Genomic DNA, 18,451 nt, shown 5'->3' with positions numbered 1-18,451 from the left:
CGCTCAGCGCAACCGGTATCGCGGGTAGACCCCAGGCGCGGCCCCCGTGGCGTCCGCGGCGGGCGCGCCGGCGGCGGGCCGCTTGTCGCGAACGGCAGCAACGCGCTGCACGTAACGACCGTTGACGCCGCCGGCCGCCGGGCCGGTCGGCTCCGGCTCGATGAAGCCATCCTCGTAGGCGATCACGCGCAGGCCGTCGGCCGCGTCCAGCAGTTCCCCCGGACGCAGCAGGAACTCGGGCCGCGCGGGGCGGCCGATCGTCTGCTGTCCGTCGGTAAAGGTTTCGTAAATCAGCCAGCCGCCGGGCGCGACGGCCTCGACGATGCGCGGCAGCAGCGGCCGCCACAGGTAGTTGGTGACCAGCACGAGGTCGAACACGCGCCCCTCGAGCGGCCAGGGGCCTTGCTCGATGTCGGCCTGGATCAGCTCGACGCGACCGGAGAGTCCGGCCAGCCCCGCCAGGGCCGTCGTGTCGCGGTCGACGCCGGTGACCGCCACGCCGTCACCGGCCAGCAGGCGCAGGTGGCGGCCCGAGCCGCAGGCCAGGTCCAGCGCGGTGAGGCCGTCGCGGTCGCGCCAGGCCTGTGACCAGCGCAGCACCCAGTCGCTGGGCAGGCCCGTGCCATGGCCGCCGCCCGTGACCGTGCGCGACGGGCTGCCGAGGAAAGTCGTCGTGCTCATGCGGGCCGCTGTTCCTTCTTCAGCGCCTTCAGCGCCATGCGGTCCACCATCGCCGGCGCCAGCAGCTTGAGCCAGCGGCCCAGCTTGCCCTTGGCGGTCATGACGATGTCGCGCTCGCGGGCCAGGGTGCCGTCCAGGATCAGCCGCGCGCAGGCCTGCACCGACATCGCGCCGCGTTCGTCCAGGCTGCTCAGCCCGGAGGCCTGGCCCTGCGCGTTGAAGCCGCGGTAGCGGATCTGGGTGTCGACGACCCCGGGATAGGCGATGGTCACGCTGACGCCGCTGGCCGCGACCTCGGTGCGCAGCGCCTCGAAGAAGCCGGTCATCGCGAACTTGGTGGCGCTGTAGGCGGTGCGACCGGGGATGCCCAGCAGCCCGGCCAGGCTGGAGACCGCGACGATGCGGCCCTGGCTGGCCTTGAGCGCGGGCAGCGCCGCCTGGGTGCACCAGGCCGAGCCCCACAGGTTGATCTGCATCAGCCGCTGGTACCAGGCCAGGTCCTTGACCTGGTCGAACAGCGCGTGCGCCGACATGCCGGCGTTGTTCACCAGCACGTCGATCGCGCCGAAGGCGCCGAGCGTGGCGCGCACCAGCTCCTGGCAGTCCTCCTGGGACTCCACGTCGCAGCGCTGCACCAGCGTGCGGGCGCCGAGCGCCTCGCATTCCGCCGCCACCCGTTCCAGCTTGTCGACGCTGCGCGCGGCCAGCACCAGCGAGAGCTTGGCGCCGTCGCGCCGCGCCCATTGGCGCGCCAGTTCGGCGCCGATGCCGTCCGAGGCGCCCGTGATGATCACGACCATGTTGTCTCCGTTCTCCTTGTCAGATCCAGAACCCGAGTGCCCGCCACGCCGCCGCGGTGGTCCGCGGTCTGTCGTGGCCTCTTGCCGGCGCGCATCGGCTTCGTCCGCGGCCGGCGCTCAGAAGCAGGCCCAGATCGCGTCGCCCAGCTGCTGCATCAGCGAGGGCTGCGTGTAGGCCAGGAAGACCGCCGCCAGCACCGCCGCGGCGCCCAGTCCGGCGAGGATCCGACGGAGCGCGCGCCGTGTCATGGTGGGGTTCCCGGATGCCGGCCTCAGGCGGCGGCCGGGACCGGGCGGCGCGCGATCGCGGACTCGCGCACCGGCAGGTTGGCCAGCATCGCCATCACGCCCAGCGCGATCGCCAGGTACCAGACGACGTCGTAGGACCCGGTCGCGTCGTAGAGCTTGCCGCCCAGCCAGACGCCCAGGAAGGAGCCGATCTGGTGGCTGAAGAACACGAAGCCGCCCAGCATCGACATGTGCTGCACGCCGAAGATCTGCGCCACGATGGCGTTGGTCGGCGGCACGGTGGACAGCCACAGCACGCCCATCACGGCGGCGAAGGCGTAGACGCTGGCCGGCGTCAGCGGCACGTTCAGGAAGATCAGGATCGCGATCGAGCGCAGCAGGTAGATGGCCGAGAGCAGGTAGCGCTTGGGCAGTCTCTGGCCCAGCGTGCCGGCCGCGTAGGTGCCGAAGACATTGAAGAGCCCGATCAACGCCAGCGCGTTGGTGGCGACCTGCGGCGTCAGGCCGTGGTCCTTCAGGTAGCTGGGCATGTGCACGCCGATGAACACGACCTGGAAGCCGCAGACGAAATAACCCAGCATCAGGAGCTGGAAGCTGCGGTAGCCGAAGGCCTCGCGCAGGGCCTGGCCGATGCTCTGGTGGTGCGCGCCGTAGGCGGCGTCCCGGGCCGGTTCGCGCAGGCCGAAGGCCAGCGGCACGATCAGGCAGGCGGCGATCGCCAGCACGAACAGCGCGTTCTGCCAGCCGCTGTAGCCGATCAGCCAGTTCTCGACCGGCACCATCAGGAACTGGCCGAAGGAACCGGCCGCCGCCGCGACGCCCATCGCCCAGGAGCGCTTCTCCGGCGCGACGTTGCGGCCGATGACGCCGTAGACCACCGCGTAGGTGGTGCCCGACTGCGCCAGGCCGATCAGCACGCCGGCGCTCCCCAGGAAGCCGGCGGCGGTCGTGGAGACGGCCATCAGCGCCAGGCCGGCCGCGTAGAGGAAGGCCCCGGCGACCAGCACCCGCAGCGCGCCGAAGCGGTCGGCCAGCATGCCGGCGAACGGCCCGGCGGCGCCCCAGGCGATGTTCTGGACGGCCAGCGCCAGCGAGAAGGCTTCTCGCGTCCAGCCGCGGTCCATCGTCACCGGCGTCAGCCACAGCCCGAAGCCGTGGCGGATGCCCATCGACAGCGTGACGATCGCGGCGCCGCAGATCAGCACCTGCTGCAGCGACAGCGTGCGGGACGAGGAGGGGGAGGTCGGGATCGCGCTCATCCGGGCAATGTAATGGCTTCGGGTCGGCTTGGCTGACACCTGAATGACGCACATCCCCCGCAAGGGGCGGCCCGGTCTGCGGGATCCGCCCGGTCAGTCGCGCCTCAGCCCGACTTGCCCGAGGCCGGTTTGGCCTTGCCCTTGGCCGGGGTCGACTTCTTCGTGCCGCGGGTGCCGGCCTTCTTGCCGGTCGCCTTCTTCTTGCCGGGGGCCGCGTTGAGGGCGTTGTTCTCCTCGCCGGCGGTGGCGGCCACGTCGTCCAGCTGGGTCAGCACGCGGCCCTGCTTGATGCGCAGCAGCGGCTTGTCCAGCGCGTCCAGGTCCTCGAGCGGATTGCCGATCAGCACCAGGAAGCTGGCCTCGCAGCCGGGCTGGAAGCAGCCGAGCTTGCGCTGCGGAAACAGCGCCCGCGGCGTGTCGACGGTGGCCAGGCGCAGCAGCGCGGCCTTGTCGAGCACGCCGAGCTGGTCCAGGTGGTGCAGCTCGTTGAGCGCATTGCCGGTGAACAGGTCCGAGCCGACCAGCAGCCGCGCGCCGGCCGCCTTCAGGCGCTCCAGGTTCTGCTTCTGGACCGCCTCGATCCGCGCCAGCAGCTCCGGCGCCGGCTGGAAGAGCCGCGTCGCGACGGTGGCGGTGACGATGCCGACCTGCTTCTCGGCGGCCAGCGCGGCGACCTCGGGCGGGATCAGGTGGGTCTCCGGCGCCTCGCCGTGCTGGGGGAAGTAGCCCGGCAGCTCGGCGATGAAGTCAGCGCCGGCGCGCACCGCCGCGGCGAAGTCGGCGACGCTCTCGATGTGGACCACCACGCGGCGCTGCTCGGCATGGGCGCGGCGCACGACCTCGGCCACGACCTCGGGCGTCACGCCCAGCCGGCCGCGCAACTCGGGCTGCTGGCGCAGCTCGGGGCGGTCGTGGTAGCTCATGATGACCTTCACCAGGTCGCTGTGGCGGCCGGCGATCAGCGGCCACTTCCTGGCCACGTCGTCGGGCGTGTCCATCACCAGCACCGCCTTGTCGACGATCTGGTCCAGCGTCATCGGCGGCGTGCCCGACTGCAGCATCGCCAGCGGCTGGCCGTCCGACGAGGTGATGCAGGCGGTGGCGAAGAGCACGTCCGGCGTCTCCGGCTGCGAGATCCGGGCGCGGATCGGATCGATCGCGGCCGGATCGGCGCACAGCATCGCGGCGTAGAACACGCCGTCGCGCAGGTAATCCTGGCCGAACTTGTCCAGGCCCCAGGCGCCCTGCAGGTTGTGGTTGTGGGCGTCGGCGAGCGGCGCGACCAGCGTCTGGCCGCGCAGTTCCAGCAGCCGGTTGACCTTGCGCGGGCGCTTCTCGACGAAGCGGCCGTCCTCGACATAGAGGGTCCCGCTCTGCAGCTTCTCGCCGTCGAACCAGCGCGCGTGGCGCAGTTCCATCGCCATCTCGGGACTGGCCTTGAAGTCCTCCGCCCGGGCCGGCCCTCCCGCGAGCAGCGCGCTCAGGGCCACGGCGAGCGGCGCCAGCAAGGCCCGCACGGGGCGGATGGCGTGGAGGGGGCGGGACGGGGCGGGCATGAAACCGGGGAGGGGAACGGTGGGGGAATGCGGTGGGCCCCCGGCAGTGGGGCCCGACAAGCCTGGAAGCGGCGGATGCTACGACAGCGCCTCCCCCTCGCCGGCGTCCGATCGGTAACCGGACGTGCCGCCGCGCACCTGCCGTGCGGCATGCGCGCGGCCTTCCCACGCAGGTCCCGCTTCCGAGGGGAAACCCCCATGGGAGCGACCCCTGCCATCCGGCGTCAGGGAGCGTCACCGACGCTGCATAGAATCCCGCCCCATGGCAACCAAAGCAGTCAACCCACCGGGCAGCTACGGCGAAGGCTCGATCCGCGTCCTCAAGGGACTGGAGCCCGTCAAGCAGCGTCCGGGCATGTACACCCGCACCGACAACCCCCTGCACATCATCCAGGAGGTGATCGACAACGCGGCGGACGAGGCCCTGGCCGGTCACGGCAAGCGCATCGCCGTCACCCAGCACACCGACGGCTCGATCACGATCGAGGACGACGGCCGCGGCATCCCCTACGGCCTGCACCCCGAGGAAGGCGTGCCGGTCGTCGAGATCGTCTTCACCCGGCTGCACGCCGGCGGCAAGTTCGACAAGGGCTCGGGCGGCGCCTACAGCTTCTCCGGCGGCCTGCACGGCGTGGGCGTGTCGGTGACCAACGCGCTGGCCAAGCGGCTGCAGGTGACGGTCTACCGCGAAGGGCAGGTCGCGACGCTGGCCTTCTCCGGCGGCGACGTCGTCGAGCCGGTGGCCACGCGCAAGGCCGACCTCAAGGCCGGCGACCGCAAGCAGGGCACGACGGTGCGCGTCTGGCCGGACGCCAAGTACTTCGAGAGCGCCGACCTGCCGAAGAACGAGCTGGTCCATCTGCTGCGTTCCAAGGCCGTGCTGATGCCCGGCGTCACCGTGACGCTGACGCAGGAGAAGAGCGGCGAGACGCAGACCTGGACCTACAAGGGCGGCCTGCGCGACTACCTGATGCAGTCGCTGCCGGCGGATCCGCTGATCCCGCTGTTCGAGGGCGAGCAATTCGCCACCGCCTCCGAGAGCGAGAACTTCGCCGAGGGCGAGGGCGCGAGCTGGTGCGTGGCCTTCACCGAGGAGGGCCAGGTCATGCGCGAGAGCTACGTGAACCTGATCCCGACGGTGGCCGGCGGCACGCATGAATCGGGCCTGAAGGACGGTTTGTTCGGCGCGATCAAGGGCTTCATCGAGATGCACGCGCTAGCGCCCAAGGGCGTCAAGCTGATGGCGGAGGACGTGTTCTCGCGCGCCAGCTTCGTGCTTTCGGCCAAGGTGCTGGACCCGCAGTTCCAGGGCCAGACCAAGGAACGGCTGAATTCGCGCGACGCGCTGCGGCTGGTGTCGGCCTTCGTCAAGCCGGCGCTGGAGCTGTGGCTCAACCAGCATGTCGAGCACGGCAAGAAGCTGGCCGAACTGGTCATCAAGCAGGCGCAGACCCGCCAGCGCGCGGCGCAGAAGGTCGAGAAGCGCAAGAGCTCCGGCGTGGCCGTGCTGCCCGGCAAGCTGACCGACTGCGAGAGCACCGACCTGCTGCACAACGAGCTGTTCCTGGTCGAGGGCGACTCGGCTGGCGGCTCCGCCAAGCTGGGCCGCGACAAGGAGACGCAGGCCATCCTGCCGCTGCGCGGCAAGGTGCTCAACGCCTGGGAGGTCGAGCGCGACCGGCTGTTCGCCAACAACGAGATCCACGACATCTCGGTGGCCATCGGCGTGGACCCGCACGGCAAGAACGACGAGCCGGACCTGTCCGGCCTGCGCTACGGGAAGATCTGCATCCTCTCGGACGCGGACGTCGACGGCGCCCACATCCAGGTGCTGCTGCTGACGCTGTTCTTCCGCCACTTCCCCAAGCTGATCGCCACCGGCCACGTCTACGTGGCGCGGCCGCCGCTGTTCCGCGTCGACGCGCCCGCGCGAGGCAAGAAGCCGGCCGCCAAGCTCTACGCGCTGGACGAGGGCGAGCAGACCGCCATCCTCGACAAGCTGCGCAAGGAAGGCGCGCGCGAGGGCAGCTGGAGCATCAGCCGCTTCAAGGGCCTGGGCGAGATGAACGCCGAGCAGCTGTGGGACACGACGCTGAATCCCGAGACGCGTCGCCTGCTGCAGGTGCAGTACGGCGACCTGGACTTCGCCGACACCGAGGGCGCCATCAACAAGCTGATGGGCAAGGGCGAGGCGGCCGCCCGGCGCGAGCTGATGGAGCTGCACGGCGACGCCATCGAGGTCGACGTCTGAGGACCCTATGCCCCCACGCTCACTTCGTTCGCTGCCCCCCGAGGGGGTGCTCAACGCCCTTCGGGCGGCCGGGCGGGCGTCGGACGATGCGCCCCCACGCTCACTTCGTTCGCTGCCCCCCGAGGGGGCGCTCAACGCCCTTCGGGCGGCCGGGCGGGCGTTGAGGCCGACATGGCCAGCACCGTGATGCAAGACCATCGCGTCACCCTGCGACCGACGATGCTGTCCGACCTGGACTTCGTCGTCGGCGTGGAGCAGGACGCGGGCAACCGGCCCTTCATCACGCCCTGGGAGCGCACGCAGCACGAGGGCGCCATCCGCTTTCCGGATGCGCGCCATTTCATCGTCGAGCTGGATGCCGAGCGCGCCGGCTTCGTGATCCTGCAGGGCTGCCGCAATCCCAACCGCTCGGTGGAGCTCAAGCGCATCGTGCTCGGTCCGAAGGGGCAGGGCGTGGGGCGGGTGTGCGTGCGGCTGCTCAAGAAGATGGCTTTCGTGCAACTGGGCGCGCACCGCTTCTGGCTGGACGTGAAGGGCCGCAATACGCGGGCCCAGGCGCTGTACCGCAGCGAGGGCTACGTCGAGGAGGGCCGGCTGCGCGAATGCGTGCGCGCCGAGCCGCTGCCCGACGCGCAGGGCGTGATGGGCGAGGGCTTCGACGACCTGATCGTGATGTCGCTGCTCAAGCGCGAGTTCGAGGCGCGCGTGGCGCAGGGGCTGGAGGCATGAGCCACGGCCGCGGCCCCACGACGCGCGGCGTGCGGCTGCGCAAGCGCCTGGCGCTGAGCATCGCCGTGGCCTTCGCGGCCAAGCTGACGCCCGCGCATGCGGAGCTGTGGGGCTACGTGGACGCCGACGGCATCGCGCATTTCGCGCCGACGCAGGTCGACGGCCGCTTCCAGCCGGTGATGTCGCCGCTCAGCGGCATCCAGCGGGTGCCCGGCAAGACCGACCACGGCCAGCGCATGCTGACCTGGCTGGACATCGCCCCCGAGGTCAAGGCGGTTCAGCCCTACCTGCGCGAGGCGGCGGCGGCGACCGGCGTGGATGCCGAACTGCTGAAAGCCATCATCGCGGTCGAGTCCGGCTTCCGGCCGGCAGCGGTGTCGCCGCGCGGCGCGTCCGGGCTGATGCAGATCACGCCGGTCACGGCCCAGCGCTACGCCACCGCGGAGGAACTGCGGCGGCCGCTGCACCTGCTGGAGCCGCGGACCAACGTGATGATCGGCGCGCGCATGCTGGCGGACCTGACGCGGCGCTTCGGCCGGCTGGACGCGGCGCTGGCGGCCTGGAACGCCGGCGAAGGCGCGGTGCGGCGGGCCGGCGGGCAGATGCCCGACATCGACGAGACCCAGGCCCATGTGCACCTGGTGCTGGAGCTGTACTGGGCGCTGCTGCAGCGCAGCTTCGGCGCCCGGGCCCGGCAACTGACGATGGTCGCCACGCCGCTCGAGTGAGCGGGCGCGGCGACCGAGGCTTTCCCAAGAAGATTCGAACGACCGGCGCAGGCCGGCATGAGAGAGATGACGCAAGAGACCTTTGATTTCGAGACGCCGGGCCAGCCGGGCGGCGGGCAGGCGCCGTCGGGCGACGCGCTGACGCTGGCGCAGTACGCGCAGCAGGCCTACCTGGAATACGCGCTGTCGGTGGTGAAGGGCCGGGCGCTGCCCACCTACAGCGACGGCCAGAAGCCGGTGCAGCGCCGCATCCTCTACACGATGGAGCGGCTGGGCCTGGGCTTCGCCGGTGCCACCGGCGCCAAGGCGGTCAAGAGCGCCCGGGTGGTCGGCGAGGTGCTGGGCAAGTACCACCCGCACGGCGACCAGGCCGCCTATGACGCGATGGTGCGCATGGCCCAGGACTTCAGCCAGCGCTATCCGCTGGTGGACGGGCAGGGCAACTTCGGCAGCCGCGACGGCGACAACGCCGCGGCCATGCGCTACACGGAAGCCCGGCTGTCGATCTACTCGCGGCTGCTGCTGGACGAGCTCGACCAGGGCACGGTCGATTTCCAGCCCAACTACGACGGCTCCGAGAACGAGCCGCGCGAGCTGCCGGCGCGGCTGCCCTTCGTGCTGCTGAACGGCGCGTCGGGCATCGCGGTGGGCATGGCCACGGAAGTGCCCAGCCACAACCTGCGCGAGGTGGCGGAAGCGGCGGTGCTGCTGCTCAAGCGCCCGGACGCGGGCGACGACGAGCTCTATGCCGCGATCCAGGGCCCCGACTACCCGGGCGGCGGCCAGCTCATCAGCTCGGCGGAGGAGATCCGCGCCGCCTACAACACCGGCCGCGGCAGCCTGAAGCTGCGCGCGCGCTGGAAGATCGAAGACCTCGCGCGCGGCCAGTGGCAGCTGGTGGTGACCGAGCTGCCGCAGGGCGTCAGCACGGCCAAGGTGCTCGAGGAGATCGAGGAGCTGACCAACCCCAAGGTCAAGACCGGCAAGAAGACGGTCACGCCTGAGCAGTTGCAGCTCAAGGCCTCGGTGCTGGCGGTGCTGGACAAGGCCCGCGACGAGTCCAACAAGGACGCGCCGGTGCGTCTGGTGCTGGAGCCCAAGAGCCGCACCATCGAGCAGCAGGACCTGATCAACACGCTGCTGGCGCACACCAGCCTGGAGACCTCGGCGCCGCTGAACCTGACCATGGTCGGCGACGACGGCCGCCCGGTGCAGAAGACGCTGCGCAAGATCCTGACCGAGTGGATCGGCTTCCGTCTCAACACGGTGACGCGCCGCACGCAGCACCGCCTGGACAAGGTCCGCGACCGCATCCACATCCTGGAAGGCCGCCACGAGATCCTGCTGCACATCGACGAGGTCATCGCGCTGATCCGTCACTCCGACGAGCCCAAACCGGCGCTCATCGAGCGCTTCAAGCTCAGCGAGCGCCAGGCCGACGACATCCTCGAGATCCGGCTGCGCCAGCTCGCGCGCCTGGAGTTCATCAAGATCGAGCAGGAACTCAAGGGCCTGCGCGAGGAGGCCGGCAAGCTCGAGGAAATCCTGTCCAACCCGTCGGTGCTGCGCCGCACGGTGGTCAAGGAGATCGAGTCGGACGCCAAGCAGTACGGCGACGAGCGCCGCACGCTGATCCAGGAGGACAAGCGCGCCGTGGCCGAGGTGCGCATCGTCGACGAGCCGGTGACGGTCGTCGTCAGCCTGAAGGGCTGGGTGCGCGCGCTCAAGGGCCATGAGGTCGATCCGGCGGCGCTGGCCTTCAAGTCGGGCGACTCGCTCTACGGCGTGTTCCCGTGCCGCAGCGTCGATCCGCTGGTGGTGCTGGGCAGCAACGGCCGGGCCTACTCGGTGCCGGTCTCGGCGCTGCCGGGCGGCCGCGGCGACGGCCAGCCGATCACGACGCTGATCGAGCTGGAATCCGGCAGCCAGATCGCCCATTACTTCGCCGGCGCGGCGACGCAGAAGCTGCTGCTCGCGGGCACCGGCGGCTTCGGCCTGGTGGCCGAGGTCGGTGACCTGGTCGGCCGCCAGAAGGCCGGCAAGGGCTTCCTGAGCCTGGAAGGTGAGGAGCGGCCGCTGCCGCCCGCGGTGGTGCCGGTCGGCGAAGTCGCCGGGGTGCAGGTGGCCTGCCTGTCGATGGCGGGCCGCCTGCTGACCTTCGCGATCGACGAGCTCAAGCACCAGCCCAAGGGCGGCCGCGGCCTGACGCTGATCGATCTCGATGCGAAGGACGCGCTGGTCAGCGTGGCCGCGTTCACGACGCAGCTGCTGGTCAGCGGCACCGCGCGCGGGGGCAAGGCCAAGGAGAATGAGCCGCTCAAGGGCGTGGCGCTGGCGTCCTACGCCGGCAAGCGCGCCAAGAAGGGCAAGGCCTGCGATGTCATGCAGAAGTCGATGCGGGTGACGGCGGGCTGAGCGCCGGCCGGGGCGGCGGTCCGGACGCCGGTCCAGGCACCGGCGACGCGCGCTGGCATGCCCGGTTCAGGCACGCAGGGGACAAGCGTGTCCCCTGTTTCTTACGGCTGTGACGCACCGCAACAAAAGTCGCGGGTTTGTGCAAGACACGAACGCATGCTGCAGTGCAAACTTCCTCACGAATCAACTCGTTTCTCGGGATGGGAGCAGCATGAAGTTCAAGTCTCTCGCCGTGGCGCTGGCCGCGGCCCTGATCGGTGGCGCCGCCGCCGCGTCGACGCTGGATCCGGTGTTCGTCACGCCGACCAACGGCAGTTTCTCGGACGTGGTCCTGGGCAGCTTCACCCTGACGCAAGCGTCGGATGTGACGGGCTCGGTGTTCGCCGCGACCTCGATCGACTTCGGCAGCGGTTTCACGCTGCCGCTGCAGTCGGTGAGCTTCAGCTTCGCCGGCCTGAATGGCACCGGCCTGGCCGTGACCGACCTGGACGCCAGCGCGGGCGGCTTCCGTTATGCCAACCTGGCCGCGGGCACCTACCAGCTGATCGCCAGCGGGTCGCTGGGCGGCACCGGCTTCGGCAACGTCGCTGTGCTGTCGACGACGGTCAATGCCGTCGCGGCCGCGGTGCCGGAACCGGCCACCTACGCCCTGATGCTGGCCGGCATCGCCGCCCTGGGCGTCGCCGCCCGCCGCCGTCGCGCCTGAGCGCCCCGCCGCGTCATCGGGCGCGGCGTCCTCGCTCGAGCGAGGTCTCCCTGCGAAGCATCGCGCCCTCCCGGCGCGGTGCTTTTTTCATTGGGGCGGCGCAAACGCGGGCCGAGTCGCCGGTGGTCGCGAGGCACCGCAATCGCCCTGCTGCGGTGCCGCCCGGTTCATTGCGCCGCGACGCGGCACGGCCACAGCGCTCGCAGCCAGCGCGGCCGCCACGACAAGGTGGCCGCGATCGCTACTGCGCCGCCGGCCAGCAGCATCAGCCACACGAGCACCGCCATCGTGGGATGGTCCGCCCCCAGGCACAGCCCCAGCGACGCGGCGAGCGCCAACGCGCCCGCCAGACGCAGCGCGCGTGCCAGCGAAGGCGGCGCGGCGGCATCGCCATGGACCTGTTCCCAATGCGTGTCCATCGCCAGCGCCAGCCAGCCGAAGCCGAGCACGGCGCTGACCGCGGCACCGGTGAGCAGCCAGGTCGGCTCAACCATGGCGCGCCTCCGCGGTCGCCAGCACGGCGGGCGAGTGGCCAGTGGCCGTGGCCTTCGCCCGCCGACCGAGCCGACTGGCCGCGAGGATCGCCACGGCCGCGGTCGCCAGCAGGCTGAGGTCGACGCCCGCCACCGGCCAGTAGCCGGCCGCGAGGGTGCGTCCCAGGTGGTCGCCGGTGGTGACCGCATTGGCGACGACCGCCGTCACCGCGCCGGCGGCGATCAAGCCGCACTGCTCGCGCCAGGCCGGGTTCATCCGCGCCCGCGCGAGTGCGCCGCCACGGGCGAAGGCGTGCAGCATCGCCAGGCCCCAGGCGCTCCAGAACACCGTGCGCTCCCAGTCGCCCTTGTCGGCGAGCGACTCCGGCAGCAGCCGGTTGGCCACCAGCATCGCCATCGTCGCCACCAGCATGCCGGTGACCGTGGTGACCGCCAGCGCGTCGACCACGCGGCTGCCCGCGCTGCCCGCCTTCGCATGCTGCTGCTTGCGCTTCTCGACGAAGAACAGGAAGCCGGTGGCGATGCAGACGCAGCCCAGCAGCCCGCCCAGCACATACAGCCAGCGCAGCAGCCAGTGACGGAAGTGCTGCAGGTGCAGCCCGGTCAGGAACTCGTTGACGCTGTCCACCGCGCTGCGCGGCGGGTCCTCGCGCAGCAGCTCGCCGGTGGTCGCCTTGAAGTGGACGCCTTCGCCGGTCAGCGCGACGCGGTCCGTGCCGGCGCGATAGACGCTGACGTAGGCGTTGGCGTCGCCCACATGGCTGACGTAGACGAAACCGACGTCGCCCGCCATGCCCTTGGCCTGCCAGCGCCGCTGCGCCTGCGCCACCATCGCGTCCACCGAGGCCATCGGCGCGGCCACGCCGGCGCGTTCGTGCGGCAGGCCGGTCTCGCGCGCCTCGACGCGCTCGTGCAGCTCGTGCAGCGCATGCAGCTGCGTGTGGGCCACCGGGAAGTAGATGCCCGCGAAGATCACCAGCCCGGTGAAGGCGAAGAAGAAATGGAAGGGCAGGGCGACCACGCCGGTCAGGTTGTGCAGGTCCAGCGCGCTGCGCTGCACGGTCTTGTGGCGGCGGAAGGTGAAGAACTCCCGGAAGAGCTTGCGGTGCATCACCACGCCGCTGACCAGCGCGGCCAGCATCATCAAGGCCGAGAAGCCCACGATCCAGGTGCCCAGGTCCTTCCATTTCAGGTGCAGGCTGTAATGCAGCGGATAGAAGAACTCGCTGCCCACGCGCAACTGCCCCTGCGGCAGCACGGCGCCGGTGCGTGGGTCCAGCGCGTGGCTGGCGAAGACGGTCTCGTCCGGGTCCTTCGCGCGCGGCACCTCGAAGCCGGCGAACACCGACACCACCGGATCCCGGTGCGTGGTGTAGGCGCCCCAGTTGCGCACGACCTCGAAGCGCTCGGGCAGCGGCCCGTCGACGCGGCCGTCGAGCAGCGCGATCGCGTCCTTGTCCGGCTGCATGCGCTCGAAGGCGGGCTTGAGGATGGTGTCGAAGGACGGCATCGGCTGCGGCGCGAAGCGCGACGACGGGATTGCCCAGCGGTCGATCTCGCGGTCGAAGACCGACAGCGAGCCGAAGAAGAACACCACCATCAGCACGAAGCCCAGCACCAGGCCAAACCAGGTGTGCAGCCAGGCCATCGAGAGCCGGAAGTTCTGGAACACGGGTCGCTCCTTGTGTCAGGCGAGCAGCGCGCGCTGGATCAGCGCCGCTGCCCCGGTCATCAGCCCGCCGCCCACCAGCAGCACCGCCCAGCACAGGCCGACACGCCGCGCCGCGAAGGTCCACAGGAAGGCCACCAGATAGAGCAGCACCCCGAGGATGGCGGCCAGGTGTTCGGCGTCGTGGAAGGGCATGCCCAGGCCATACAGCCCGGCATGGACGACGGCGATGAAGCCCCAGCAGAACGCATAGCCGCCGAGGACCGCCGCGCCGATGCGCGACAGCAGCGCCAGCGGCGGGAGCCGGCCCGGCGCGCGGGAGGGCGGGGGAGCGAGGTCGGTCATGGCGGCCGAGGGCGTGAAGCGCTGTTGCAAATGCGAGGCATTATCGTCTTGTCAATGGCTCAGATGCATGTAATTCGCATTTGCAATAGCAGGTTTTTGTGGGACGGGCGCAAAAAAGAAGCGCTCCTGGGGAGCGCTTCGGTCGTGCGGGAGGCGGGGCGGCGTCAGAGCCGCGCCATCGCCCGGGCGCATTCCGGCACCAGGGCCGGGCCCTTGTAGATCAGGCCGGTGTAGAGCTGGACCAGGTCGGCGCCGGCCTGCAGCTTGGCGCGTGCGTCCTCGCCGCTGAGCACGCCACCCACGCCGATGATGGGATAACCGCTGCCCAGCGCCGCGCGCAGCAGGCGGATGACGCGATTGCTGGCCTCGAAGACCGGCGCGCCCGACAGGCCGCCGGTCTCGCCGGCATGCGGCAGGCCCTGCACCGCCTCGCGGGCGATCGTCGTGTTGGTCGCGATCACGCCGTCGATGCCATGGCGCTTCAGGCTCGCGGCGATCACCGCCACCTGGTGCTCGTCCAGGTCGGGCGCGATCTTCACGAACAGCGGCACCTGCCGGCCGCTCGCGTCCTGCAGCGCCAGCCGGCGCGCCTGCAGCGGGCCGAGCAGCGCGTCCAGGGCCTCGTCGCTCTGCAGCTGGCGCAGGTTCTTGGTGTTGGGGCTGGAGATGTTGACGGTGATGTAGTCCGCGTGCGGGAACACGCCTTCCAGGCCGATCAGGTAATCGTCGACGGCGCGCTCGATCGGCGTGACCGCGTTCTTGCCGATGTTCAGGCCCAGCAGCCCGCCGTGGTGGCGGAAGCTGTGCGAGCGCTTCACGTTGGCGATGAAGGCGTCCAGCCCCTCGTTGTTGAAGCCCAGGCGATTGATCAGCGCCTGCCTGGCCGGCAGGCGGAACATGCGCGGCTTGTCGTTGCCCGGCTGCGCCTTGGGCGTGACGGTGCCCACCTCGATGAAGCCGAAGCCCATCGCGCCCAGGCCGTCGATGCAGCGCCCGTTCTTGTCCAGGCCGGCGGCCAGGCCGATGCGGTTGGGGAACTTCAGGCCGGCGACGGTCACCGGATCGGCGACCCGCGCCTGCGCCCAGGCGCACTGGGCGGGCGTGTTCTGGAGTCGGGCGATGCTGCCCAGGGTCAGTTCGTGCGCGTGTTCGGGATCCAGGCCGAACAGGAAGGGACGGGCGAAGCCGTAGGGGATGAGGGCCATGATGGGGCGGCATTGTCTCATCGCGCCCTTGCCGGGCCGGCCGCGCCTAGGCTCCGCGTGCGAACGGTGATGGGGGACTCGCCCTAGCTCCAACGGGCCCGGGCCCGGACGGGCACGCCGCCCGAGCCGGTTTCACGGGGCGTCCGGCGGGTCGTCGGGGCGATCCCAGGGCGGCACGTCCCCCCATCGCTCGACACAGAAATCGATCAGCGCCCGGACCTTGGGACTCGGAAAGCGGCTGGGCAGATAGACCGCGTAGAGCGTGTCCGCCTCGGCCGGCCCGCCCAGCGGCGTCCAGTCGGGGAGCAGGGCGGTGAGGCGGCCGGCGCGCAGGTCGCGGCCGATGGCGTAGGTCGGCAGCACCGCCAGGCCCATGCCGGCGAGCGCTGCCACGCGCAGCGATTCGCTGCTGTTGGCGGTCAGGCCGCTCTCGAAGCGCAGCGCGCCGGAGATCTCGACCTCGGCCTCGCCCCGCTCCGGATGACGGAAGCGCCAGCGCTCCGGCGCGTGCAGGTAGCCGAAGCGCAGGCAGCGGTGGTCGGCCAGCTCGGCGACCGAGGTCGGCGTGCCCTGCGCCGCGAGATAGGCCGGCGATGCGCACAGCACGAAACGGATGTCCGCCAGCTTGCGTGCGACCAGGCCCGGGCTCGGCCGGCCGGTGAGCCGCAGCACCAGATCGAAACCTTCCTCGGCCAGGTCGACGTAGCGGTCGTTGAGCCCCAGCACCACCTGCAACTGGGGATGGCGAGCGCAGAACTCGGTGAGCAGCGCGGTGAATTGCAGGTTGCCGAAGGCGGTGGACGTGCTGAGGCGCAGCACGCCGCGCGGCTGCTCGCGCTGGCCGGCGAGTTCGGCATCGAGCGCCTGCGCCTCCTCGAGCAGCCGCAGCGCGCGCTCGTACACGCCGCGTCCCTCGGCGGTGGGGCTGATGCTGCGGGTGGTCCGATGCAGCAGTCGGGTGCCGAGCTGCTGCTCCAGCCGCGCGACCTGCTTGCTGACGGCGGACTTGGTCGCGCCCAGCAGCTTGGCCGCGCCCGAGAAGCTGCGCGCGTCGACGACGCGGGCAAAGGCCTGCAGGTCTTCCAGGCGTCCCATGGGGATCCTCCGATTGTTCTCGATCCGGAAACTCTAAAACGAAAGGAGAGCGGATTGTGTCCGGAGCGGTGCGTTTCTAGAGTGCGTCCATTGATCTTCCGAAAGGACCTCGCCATGACGACTGCCACCCACGGCGCCTTGCCGACCCCGTCGACCGCGGGCGCGGATCGGCTCGGCGCGCTGGTCGCGCTGAGCCTGCCGGCGCTCTTCATCCTGCTGTGGAGCACCGGCTACCTCGCCGGCAAGCTGGCGCTGCCGCACGCCGGTCCGTTCACCTTGCTCGCGCTGCGCTTCGGGCTGGCGGCGGTGGTGCTGCTCGGCGTGTCGGCGGCGACCGGCGCGCCGTGGCCGAAGACGCCGCGGGCCTGGATCCACCTCGGCGTGGTGGGGCTCTTGATGCAGGTGCTGCACTTCTCCGGCGTCTACTGCGCGATCGCCTGGGGGCTGCCCACCGGCGTGGCCGCGCTGCTGATCGGCCTGATGCCGCTGGCCACCGCGCTGGGCGCGCACCTGTGGCTGGCCGAGCGCCTGAGCGCGCGCCAGTGGCTGGGCATGCTGGGCGGCCTGGCGGGCGTGGCGCTGGTCATCGCGGATCGACCCCTGGGCGGTGGCGCCTGGCAGGCCTATGGCGCGGGGCTGCTCGGCCTGATGGGGCTGGTGGCCGGCACGCTGTACCAGAAGCGCTTTTGCGCCGGCATGGACCTGCGCACCGGCAGCGGCATCCAGATGACGGTCTCGGCGCTCGCGGTGACGGCCCTGGCGCTGTGGCGCGAGCCCGGCGTGGCGGACTGGGGCGTCGAGTTGATCGGCGCGACGCTGTGGCTGGGCCTGGTGAACTCGATCGGCGCCTTCAGCCTGATGTTCGTGATGATCCGGCGCGGTCAGGCGGCGGCGGTGGCGCGGCTGTTCTACCTGATTCCCGGCGTGTCGGCGCTGATGGGCGTGGCCCTGCTGGACGAGCACCTGGGCGCGCTGTCGCTGGCCGGATTCGTCGTCGCGGCCGCGGCGGTGGGGTTGGCGTCGATGAAGCGGGGCGGTTGATGCCCGGGATTGCGCGGCGGCGGATAATCGCCGCTTCCTTTTCCGCGTTTCCGTGTCCGAGAGGGCACGCGCCGCCGCCATGAAGCACCTCGACCATCCGCAGCACGACCGCGAAGTCGGCTCCGCCGACGCCACCCGCGACGCCACCCGCACCGACGACACCCGCATCGACGCGGTCCGCCCGCTGATCTCGCCGGCGCTGCTGCTGGACGAGCTGCCCCTGCCCGAGGCCTCGCTCGAGGTCGTCGAGACGGCGCGGCGCGAGATCAGCGACGTGCTCCACGGCCGGGACGACCGGCTGCTGTGCGTGGTGGGGCCCTGCTCGATCCACGACCACGGCCAGGCGATGGACTACGCCCGCCTGCTCAAGGACCTGCGCGAGGAACTGAAGCAGGACCTGCTGGTCGTGATGCGGGTCTACTTCGAGAAGCCGCGCACGACGGTGGGCTGGAAGGGCTACATCAACGATCCGCACCTGGACGGCAGCTTCCACATGAACGAGGGCCTGCGCCTGGCCCGCCAGCTGCTGCTGGACGTGACGGCGCTGGGCCTGCCGGCGGGCACGGAGTTCCTGGACCTGCTGTCGCCGCAGTACATCTCCGACCTGATCGCCTGGGGCGCGATCGGCGCGCGCACCACCGAGAGCCAGAGCCACCGCCAGCTCGCCTCCGGCCTGTCCTGCCCGGTGGGCTTCAAGAACGGCACCGACGGCTCGGTGAAGATCGCCGCCGACGCGGTGCTGGCCGCGCGCGCCAGCCATGCCTTCATGGGCATGACCAAGATGGGCCTGGCCGCGATCTTCGAGACCCGCGGCAACGACGACTGCCACCTGATCCTGCGCGGCGGCAAGGCGCCGAACTACGACGCGGCCTCGGTGCAGGCGGCGGCCGAGGTGCTGAAGGCGGCGGGCCTGCGCGAGCAGCTGATGATCGATTTCTCGCACGCCAATTCGTCGAAGAAGTACGAGCGCCAGATCGACGTCGGCCAGGACGTCGGCGCGCAGATCGCCGGTGGCGACGCGCGCATCACCGGCGTGATGATCGAATCGCACCTGCAGCCGGGCCGCCAGGACCTGCTCGCGGGCCAGACCAAGGCGGACCTGCTGCCGGGCGTGTCCATCACCGATGCCTGCCTGGGCTGGAGCCAGACGGAGCCGCTGCTGCGCTCGCTGGCCGCCGCGGTGCGCCAGCGCCGCGACCGCCAAGGCGCGTGAGCAGCGTGCCGAGCC

The 18,451-nt window shown here is 71.0% G+C and carries 17 protein-coding genes; 7 read left to right on the top strand and 10 right to left on the bottom strand.

All coding sequences use genetic code 11. From position 1 onward, the window contains the following. Positions 1-3: 3 nt before the first annotated feature. From ACTJKJ_RS23765 to ACTJKJ_RS23745, 5 genes are all read right to left on the bottom strand, one after another. A complete protein-coding gene (locus ACTJKJ_RS23765) occupies positions 4-681 on the bottom strand; it encodes a class I SAM-dependent methyltransferase (RefSeq protein WP_440822499.1) in 678 nt (225 codons plus the stop codon). Further along, positions 678-1,481, bottom strand: a complete 804-nt coding sequence (locus tag ACTJKJ_RS23760) for an SDR family oxidoreductase (RefSeq protein ID WP_091724187.1) — start codon at positions 1,479-1,481, stop codon at positions 678-680. The genes ACTJKJ_RS23765 and ACTJKJ_RS23760 overlap by 4 nt, the downstream gene beginning before the upstream one ends. 117 nt (positions 1,482-1,598) lie before the next feature. Then, positions 1,599-1,730 carry a hypothetical protein gene (locus tag ACTJKJ_RS23755; RefSeq protein ID WP_255489482.1) on the bottom strand — a complete coding sequence of 44 codons (132 nt, stop codon included), beginning with the start codon at positions 1,728-1,730 and terminating at the stop codon, positions 1,599-1,601. A 23-nt stretch (positions 1,731-1,753) separates the two neighbouring features. Next, positions 1,754-2,989 (bottom strand): MFS transporter, encoded by a 1,236-nt coding sequence (locus ACTJKJ_RS23750; protein ID WP_440822496.1) that lies wholly within the window; start codon positions 2,987-2,989, stop codon positions 1,754-1,756. A gap of 104 nt (positions 2,990-3,093) precedes the next feature. After that, entirely contained in the window at positions 3,094-4,506 is a 1,413-nt protein-coding gene (locus ACTJKJ_RS23745) for an amidohydrolase family protein (RefSeq protein ID WP_440822494.1), read from the bottom strand. Positions 4,507-4,807: 301 nt separating this feature from the next. Here ACTJKJ_RS23745 and parE point away from each other — a divergent pair, with 301 nt between their 5' ends. From parE to ACTJKJ_RS23720, 5 genes are all read left to right on the top strand, one after another. Next, positions 4,808-6,796, top strand: a complete 1,989-nt coding sequence (gene parE / locus ACTJKJ_RS23740) for a DNA topoisomerase IV subunit B (protein WP_091724194.1) — start codon at positions 4,808-4,810, stop codon at positions 6,794-6,796. A 171-nt stretch (positions 6,797-6,967) separates the two neighbouring features. Beyond that, positions 6,968-7,525, top strand: a complete 558-nt coding sequence (locus ACTJKJ_RS23735) for a GNAT family N-acetyltransferase (RefSeq protein WP_440822491.1) — start codon at positions 6,968-6,970, stop codon at positions 7,523-7,525. Beyond that, positions 7,522-8,253 carry a lytic transglycosylase domain-containing protein gene (locus ACTJKJ_RS23730; RefSeq protein WP_297387561.1) on the top strand — a complete coding sequence of 244 codons (732 nt, stop codon included), beginning with the start codon at positions 7,522-7,524 and terminating at the stop codon, positions 8,251-8,253. Before ACTJKJ_RS23735 ends, ACTJKJ_RS23730 begins: the two co-directional genes overlap by 4 nt. A gap of 57 nt (positions 8,254-8,310) precedes the next feature. Further along, complete coding sequence (gene parC / locus ACTJKJ_RS23725; protein WP_440822489.1) at positions 8,311-10,668, top strand: DNA topoisomerase IV subunit A; 2,358 nt, start codon at positions 8,311-8,313, stop codon at positions 10,666-10,668. Positions 10,669-10,879: 211 nt separating this feature from the next. Further along, positions 10,880-11,374, top strand: coding sequence for an FxDxF family PEP-CTERM protein (locus ACTJKJ_RS23720; RefSeq protein ID WP_440822487.1), 495 nt, complete (start codon positions 10,880-10,882; stop codon positions 11,372-11,374). A gap of 167 nt (positions 11,375-11,541) precedes the next feature. On the opposite strand, the gene ACTJKJ_RS23715 is transcribed toward ACTJKJ_RS23720, so the two are convergent. From ACTJKJ_RS23715 to ACTJKJ_RS23695, 5 genes are all read right to left on the bottom strand, one after another. Beyond that, a complete protein-coding gene (locus ACTJKJ_RS23715) occupies positions 11,542-11,868 on the bottom strand; it encodes a DUF3325 domain-containing protein (RefSeq protein ID WP_440822485.1) in 327 nt (108 codons plus the stop codon). Beyond that, complete coding sequence (locus tag ACTJKJ_RS23710; RefSeq protein ID WP_440822483.1) at positions 11,861-13,540, bottom strand: PepSY-associated TM helix domain-containing protein; 1,680 nt, start codon at positions 13,538-13,540, stop codon at positions 11,861-11,863. The genes ACTJKJ_RS23715 and ACTJKJ_RS23710 overlap by 8 nt, the downstream gene beginning before the upstream one ends. A gap of 15 nt (positions 13,541-13,555) precedes the next feature. Continuing rightward, on the bottom strand, positions 13,556-13,882 hold the full coding sequence (locus ACTJKJ_RS23705) for an iron uptake protein (RefSeq protein WP_440822481.1): 327 nt from the start codon (positions 13,880-13,882) through the stop codon (positions 13,556-13,558). Positions 13,883-14,046: 164 nt separating this feature from the next. Continuing rightward, positions 14,047-15,087, bottom strand: coding sequence for a quinone-dependent dihydroorotate dehydrogenase (locus ACTJKJ_RS23700; RefSeq protein ID WP_440822479.1), 1,041 nt, complete (start codon positions 15,085-15,087; stop codon positions 14,047-14,049). A gap of 132 nt (positions 15,088-15,219) precedes the next feature. Then, positions 15,220-16,182, bottom strand: coding sequence for a LysR family transcriptional regulator (locus ACTJKJ_RS23695; protein ID WP_440822477.1), 963 nt, complete (start codon positions 16,180-16,182; stop codon positions 15,220-15,222). A 114-nt stretch (positions 16,183-16,296) separates the two neighbouring features. On the opposite strand from ACTJKJ_RS23695, the gene ACTJKJ_RS23690 reads away from it, so the two are divergent. Further along, positions 16,297-17,223, top strand: coding sequence for a DMT family transporter (locus ACTJKJ_RS23690; protein ID WP_440822475.1), 927 nt, complete (start codon positions 16,297-16,299; stop codon positions 17,221-17,223). Positions 17,224-17,302: 79 nt separating this feature from the next. Then, positions 17,303-18,436 carry a 3-deoxy-7-phosphoheptulonate synthase gene (locus ACTJKJ_RS23685; protein WP_091724229.1) on the top strand — a complete coding sequence of 378 codons (1,134 nt, stop codon included), beginning with the start codon at positions 17,303-17,305 and terminating at the stop codon, positions 18,434-18,436. Positions 18,437-18,451: the final 15 nt, after the last annotated feature.

It is taken from the genome of Roseateles sp. 22389 (genome assembly GCF_052044995.1).
In the GTDB taxonomy this organism is placed as follows: domain Bacteria; phylum Pseudomonadota; class Gammaproteobacteria; order Burkholderiales; family Burkholderiaceae_C; genus Roseateles.
This window is presented reverse-complemented; position numbering and strand designations above follow the sequence as displayed.

Excerpts from the sequence above, each read along its gene's own strand:
- ACTJKJ_RS23760 (WP_091724187.1), bottom strand. The coding sequence starts at position 1,481 with ATGGTCGTGATCATCACGGGCGCCTCGGACGGCATCGGCGCCGAACTG.
- ACTJKJ_RS23695 (WP_440822477.1), bottom strand. The coding sequence starts at position 16,182 with ATGGGACGCCTGGAAGACCTGCAGGCCTTTGCCCGCGTCGTCGACGCG.
- ACTJKJ_RS23685 (WP_091724229.1), top strand. The coding sequence starts at position 17,303 with ATGAAGCACCTCGACCATCCGCAGCACGACCGCGAAGTCGGCTCCGCC.
- ACTJKJ_RS23715 (WP_440822485.1), bottom strand. The coding sequence starts at position 11,868 with ATGGTTGAGCCGACCTGGCTGCTCACCGGTGCCGCGGTCAGCGCCGTG.
- parC (WP_440822489.1), top strand. The coding sequence starts at position 8,311 with ATGAGAGAGATGACGCAAGAGACCTTTGATTTCGAGACGCCGGGCCAG.
- ACTJKJ_RS23730 (WP_297387561.1), top strand. The coding sequence starts at position 7,522 with ATGAGCCACGGCCGCGGCCCCACGACGCGCGGCGTGCGGCTGCGCAAG.
- ACTJKJ_RS23765 (WP_440822499.1), bottom strand. The coding sequence starts at position 681 with ATGAGCACGACGACTTTCCTCGGCAGCCCGTCGCGCACGGTCACGGGC.
- ACTJKJ_RS23700 (WP_440822479.1), bottom strand. The coding sequence starts at position 15,087 with ATGGCCCTCATCCCCTACGGCTTCGCCCGTCCCTTCCTGTTCGGCCTG.
- parE (WP_091724194.1), top strand. The coding sequence starts at position 4,808 with ATGGCAACCAAAGCAGTCAACCCACCGGGCAGCTACGGCGAAGGCTCG.
- ACTJKJ_RS23750 (WP_440822496.1), bottom strand. The coding sequence starts at position 2,989 with ATGAGCGCGATCCCGACCTCCCCCTCCTCGTCCCGCACGCTGTCGCTG.
- ACTJKJ_RS23755 (WP_255489482.1), bottom strand. The coding sequence starts at position 1,730 with ATGACACGGCGCGCGCTCCGTCGGATCCTCGCCGGACTGGGCGCCGCG.
- ACTJKJ_RS23705 (WP_440822481.1), bottom strand. The coding sequence starts at position 13,882 with ATGACCGACCTCGCTCCCCCGCCCTCCCGCGCGCCGGGCCGGCTCCCG.
- ACTJKJ_RS23735 (WP_440822491.1), top strand. The coding sequence starts at position 6,968 with ATGGCCAGCACCGTGATGCAAGACCATCGCGTCACCCTGCGACCGACG.
- ACTJKJ_RS23690 (WP_440822475.1), top strand. The coding sequence starts at position 16,297 with ATGACGACTGCCACCCACGGCGCCTTGCCGACCCCGTCGACCGCGGGC.
- ACTJKJ_RS23720 (WP_440822487.1), top strand. The coding sequence starts at position 10,880 with ATGAAGTTCAAGTCTCTCGCCGTGGCGCTGGCCGCGGCCCTGATCGGT.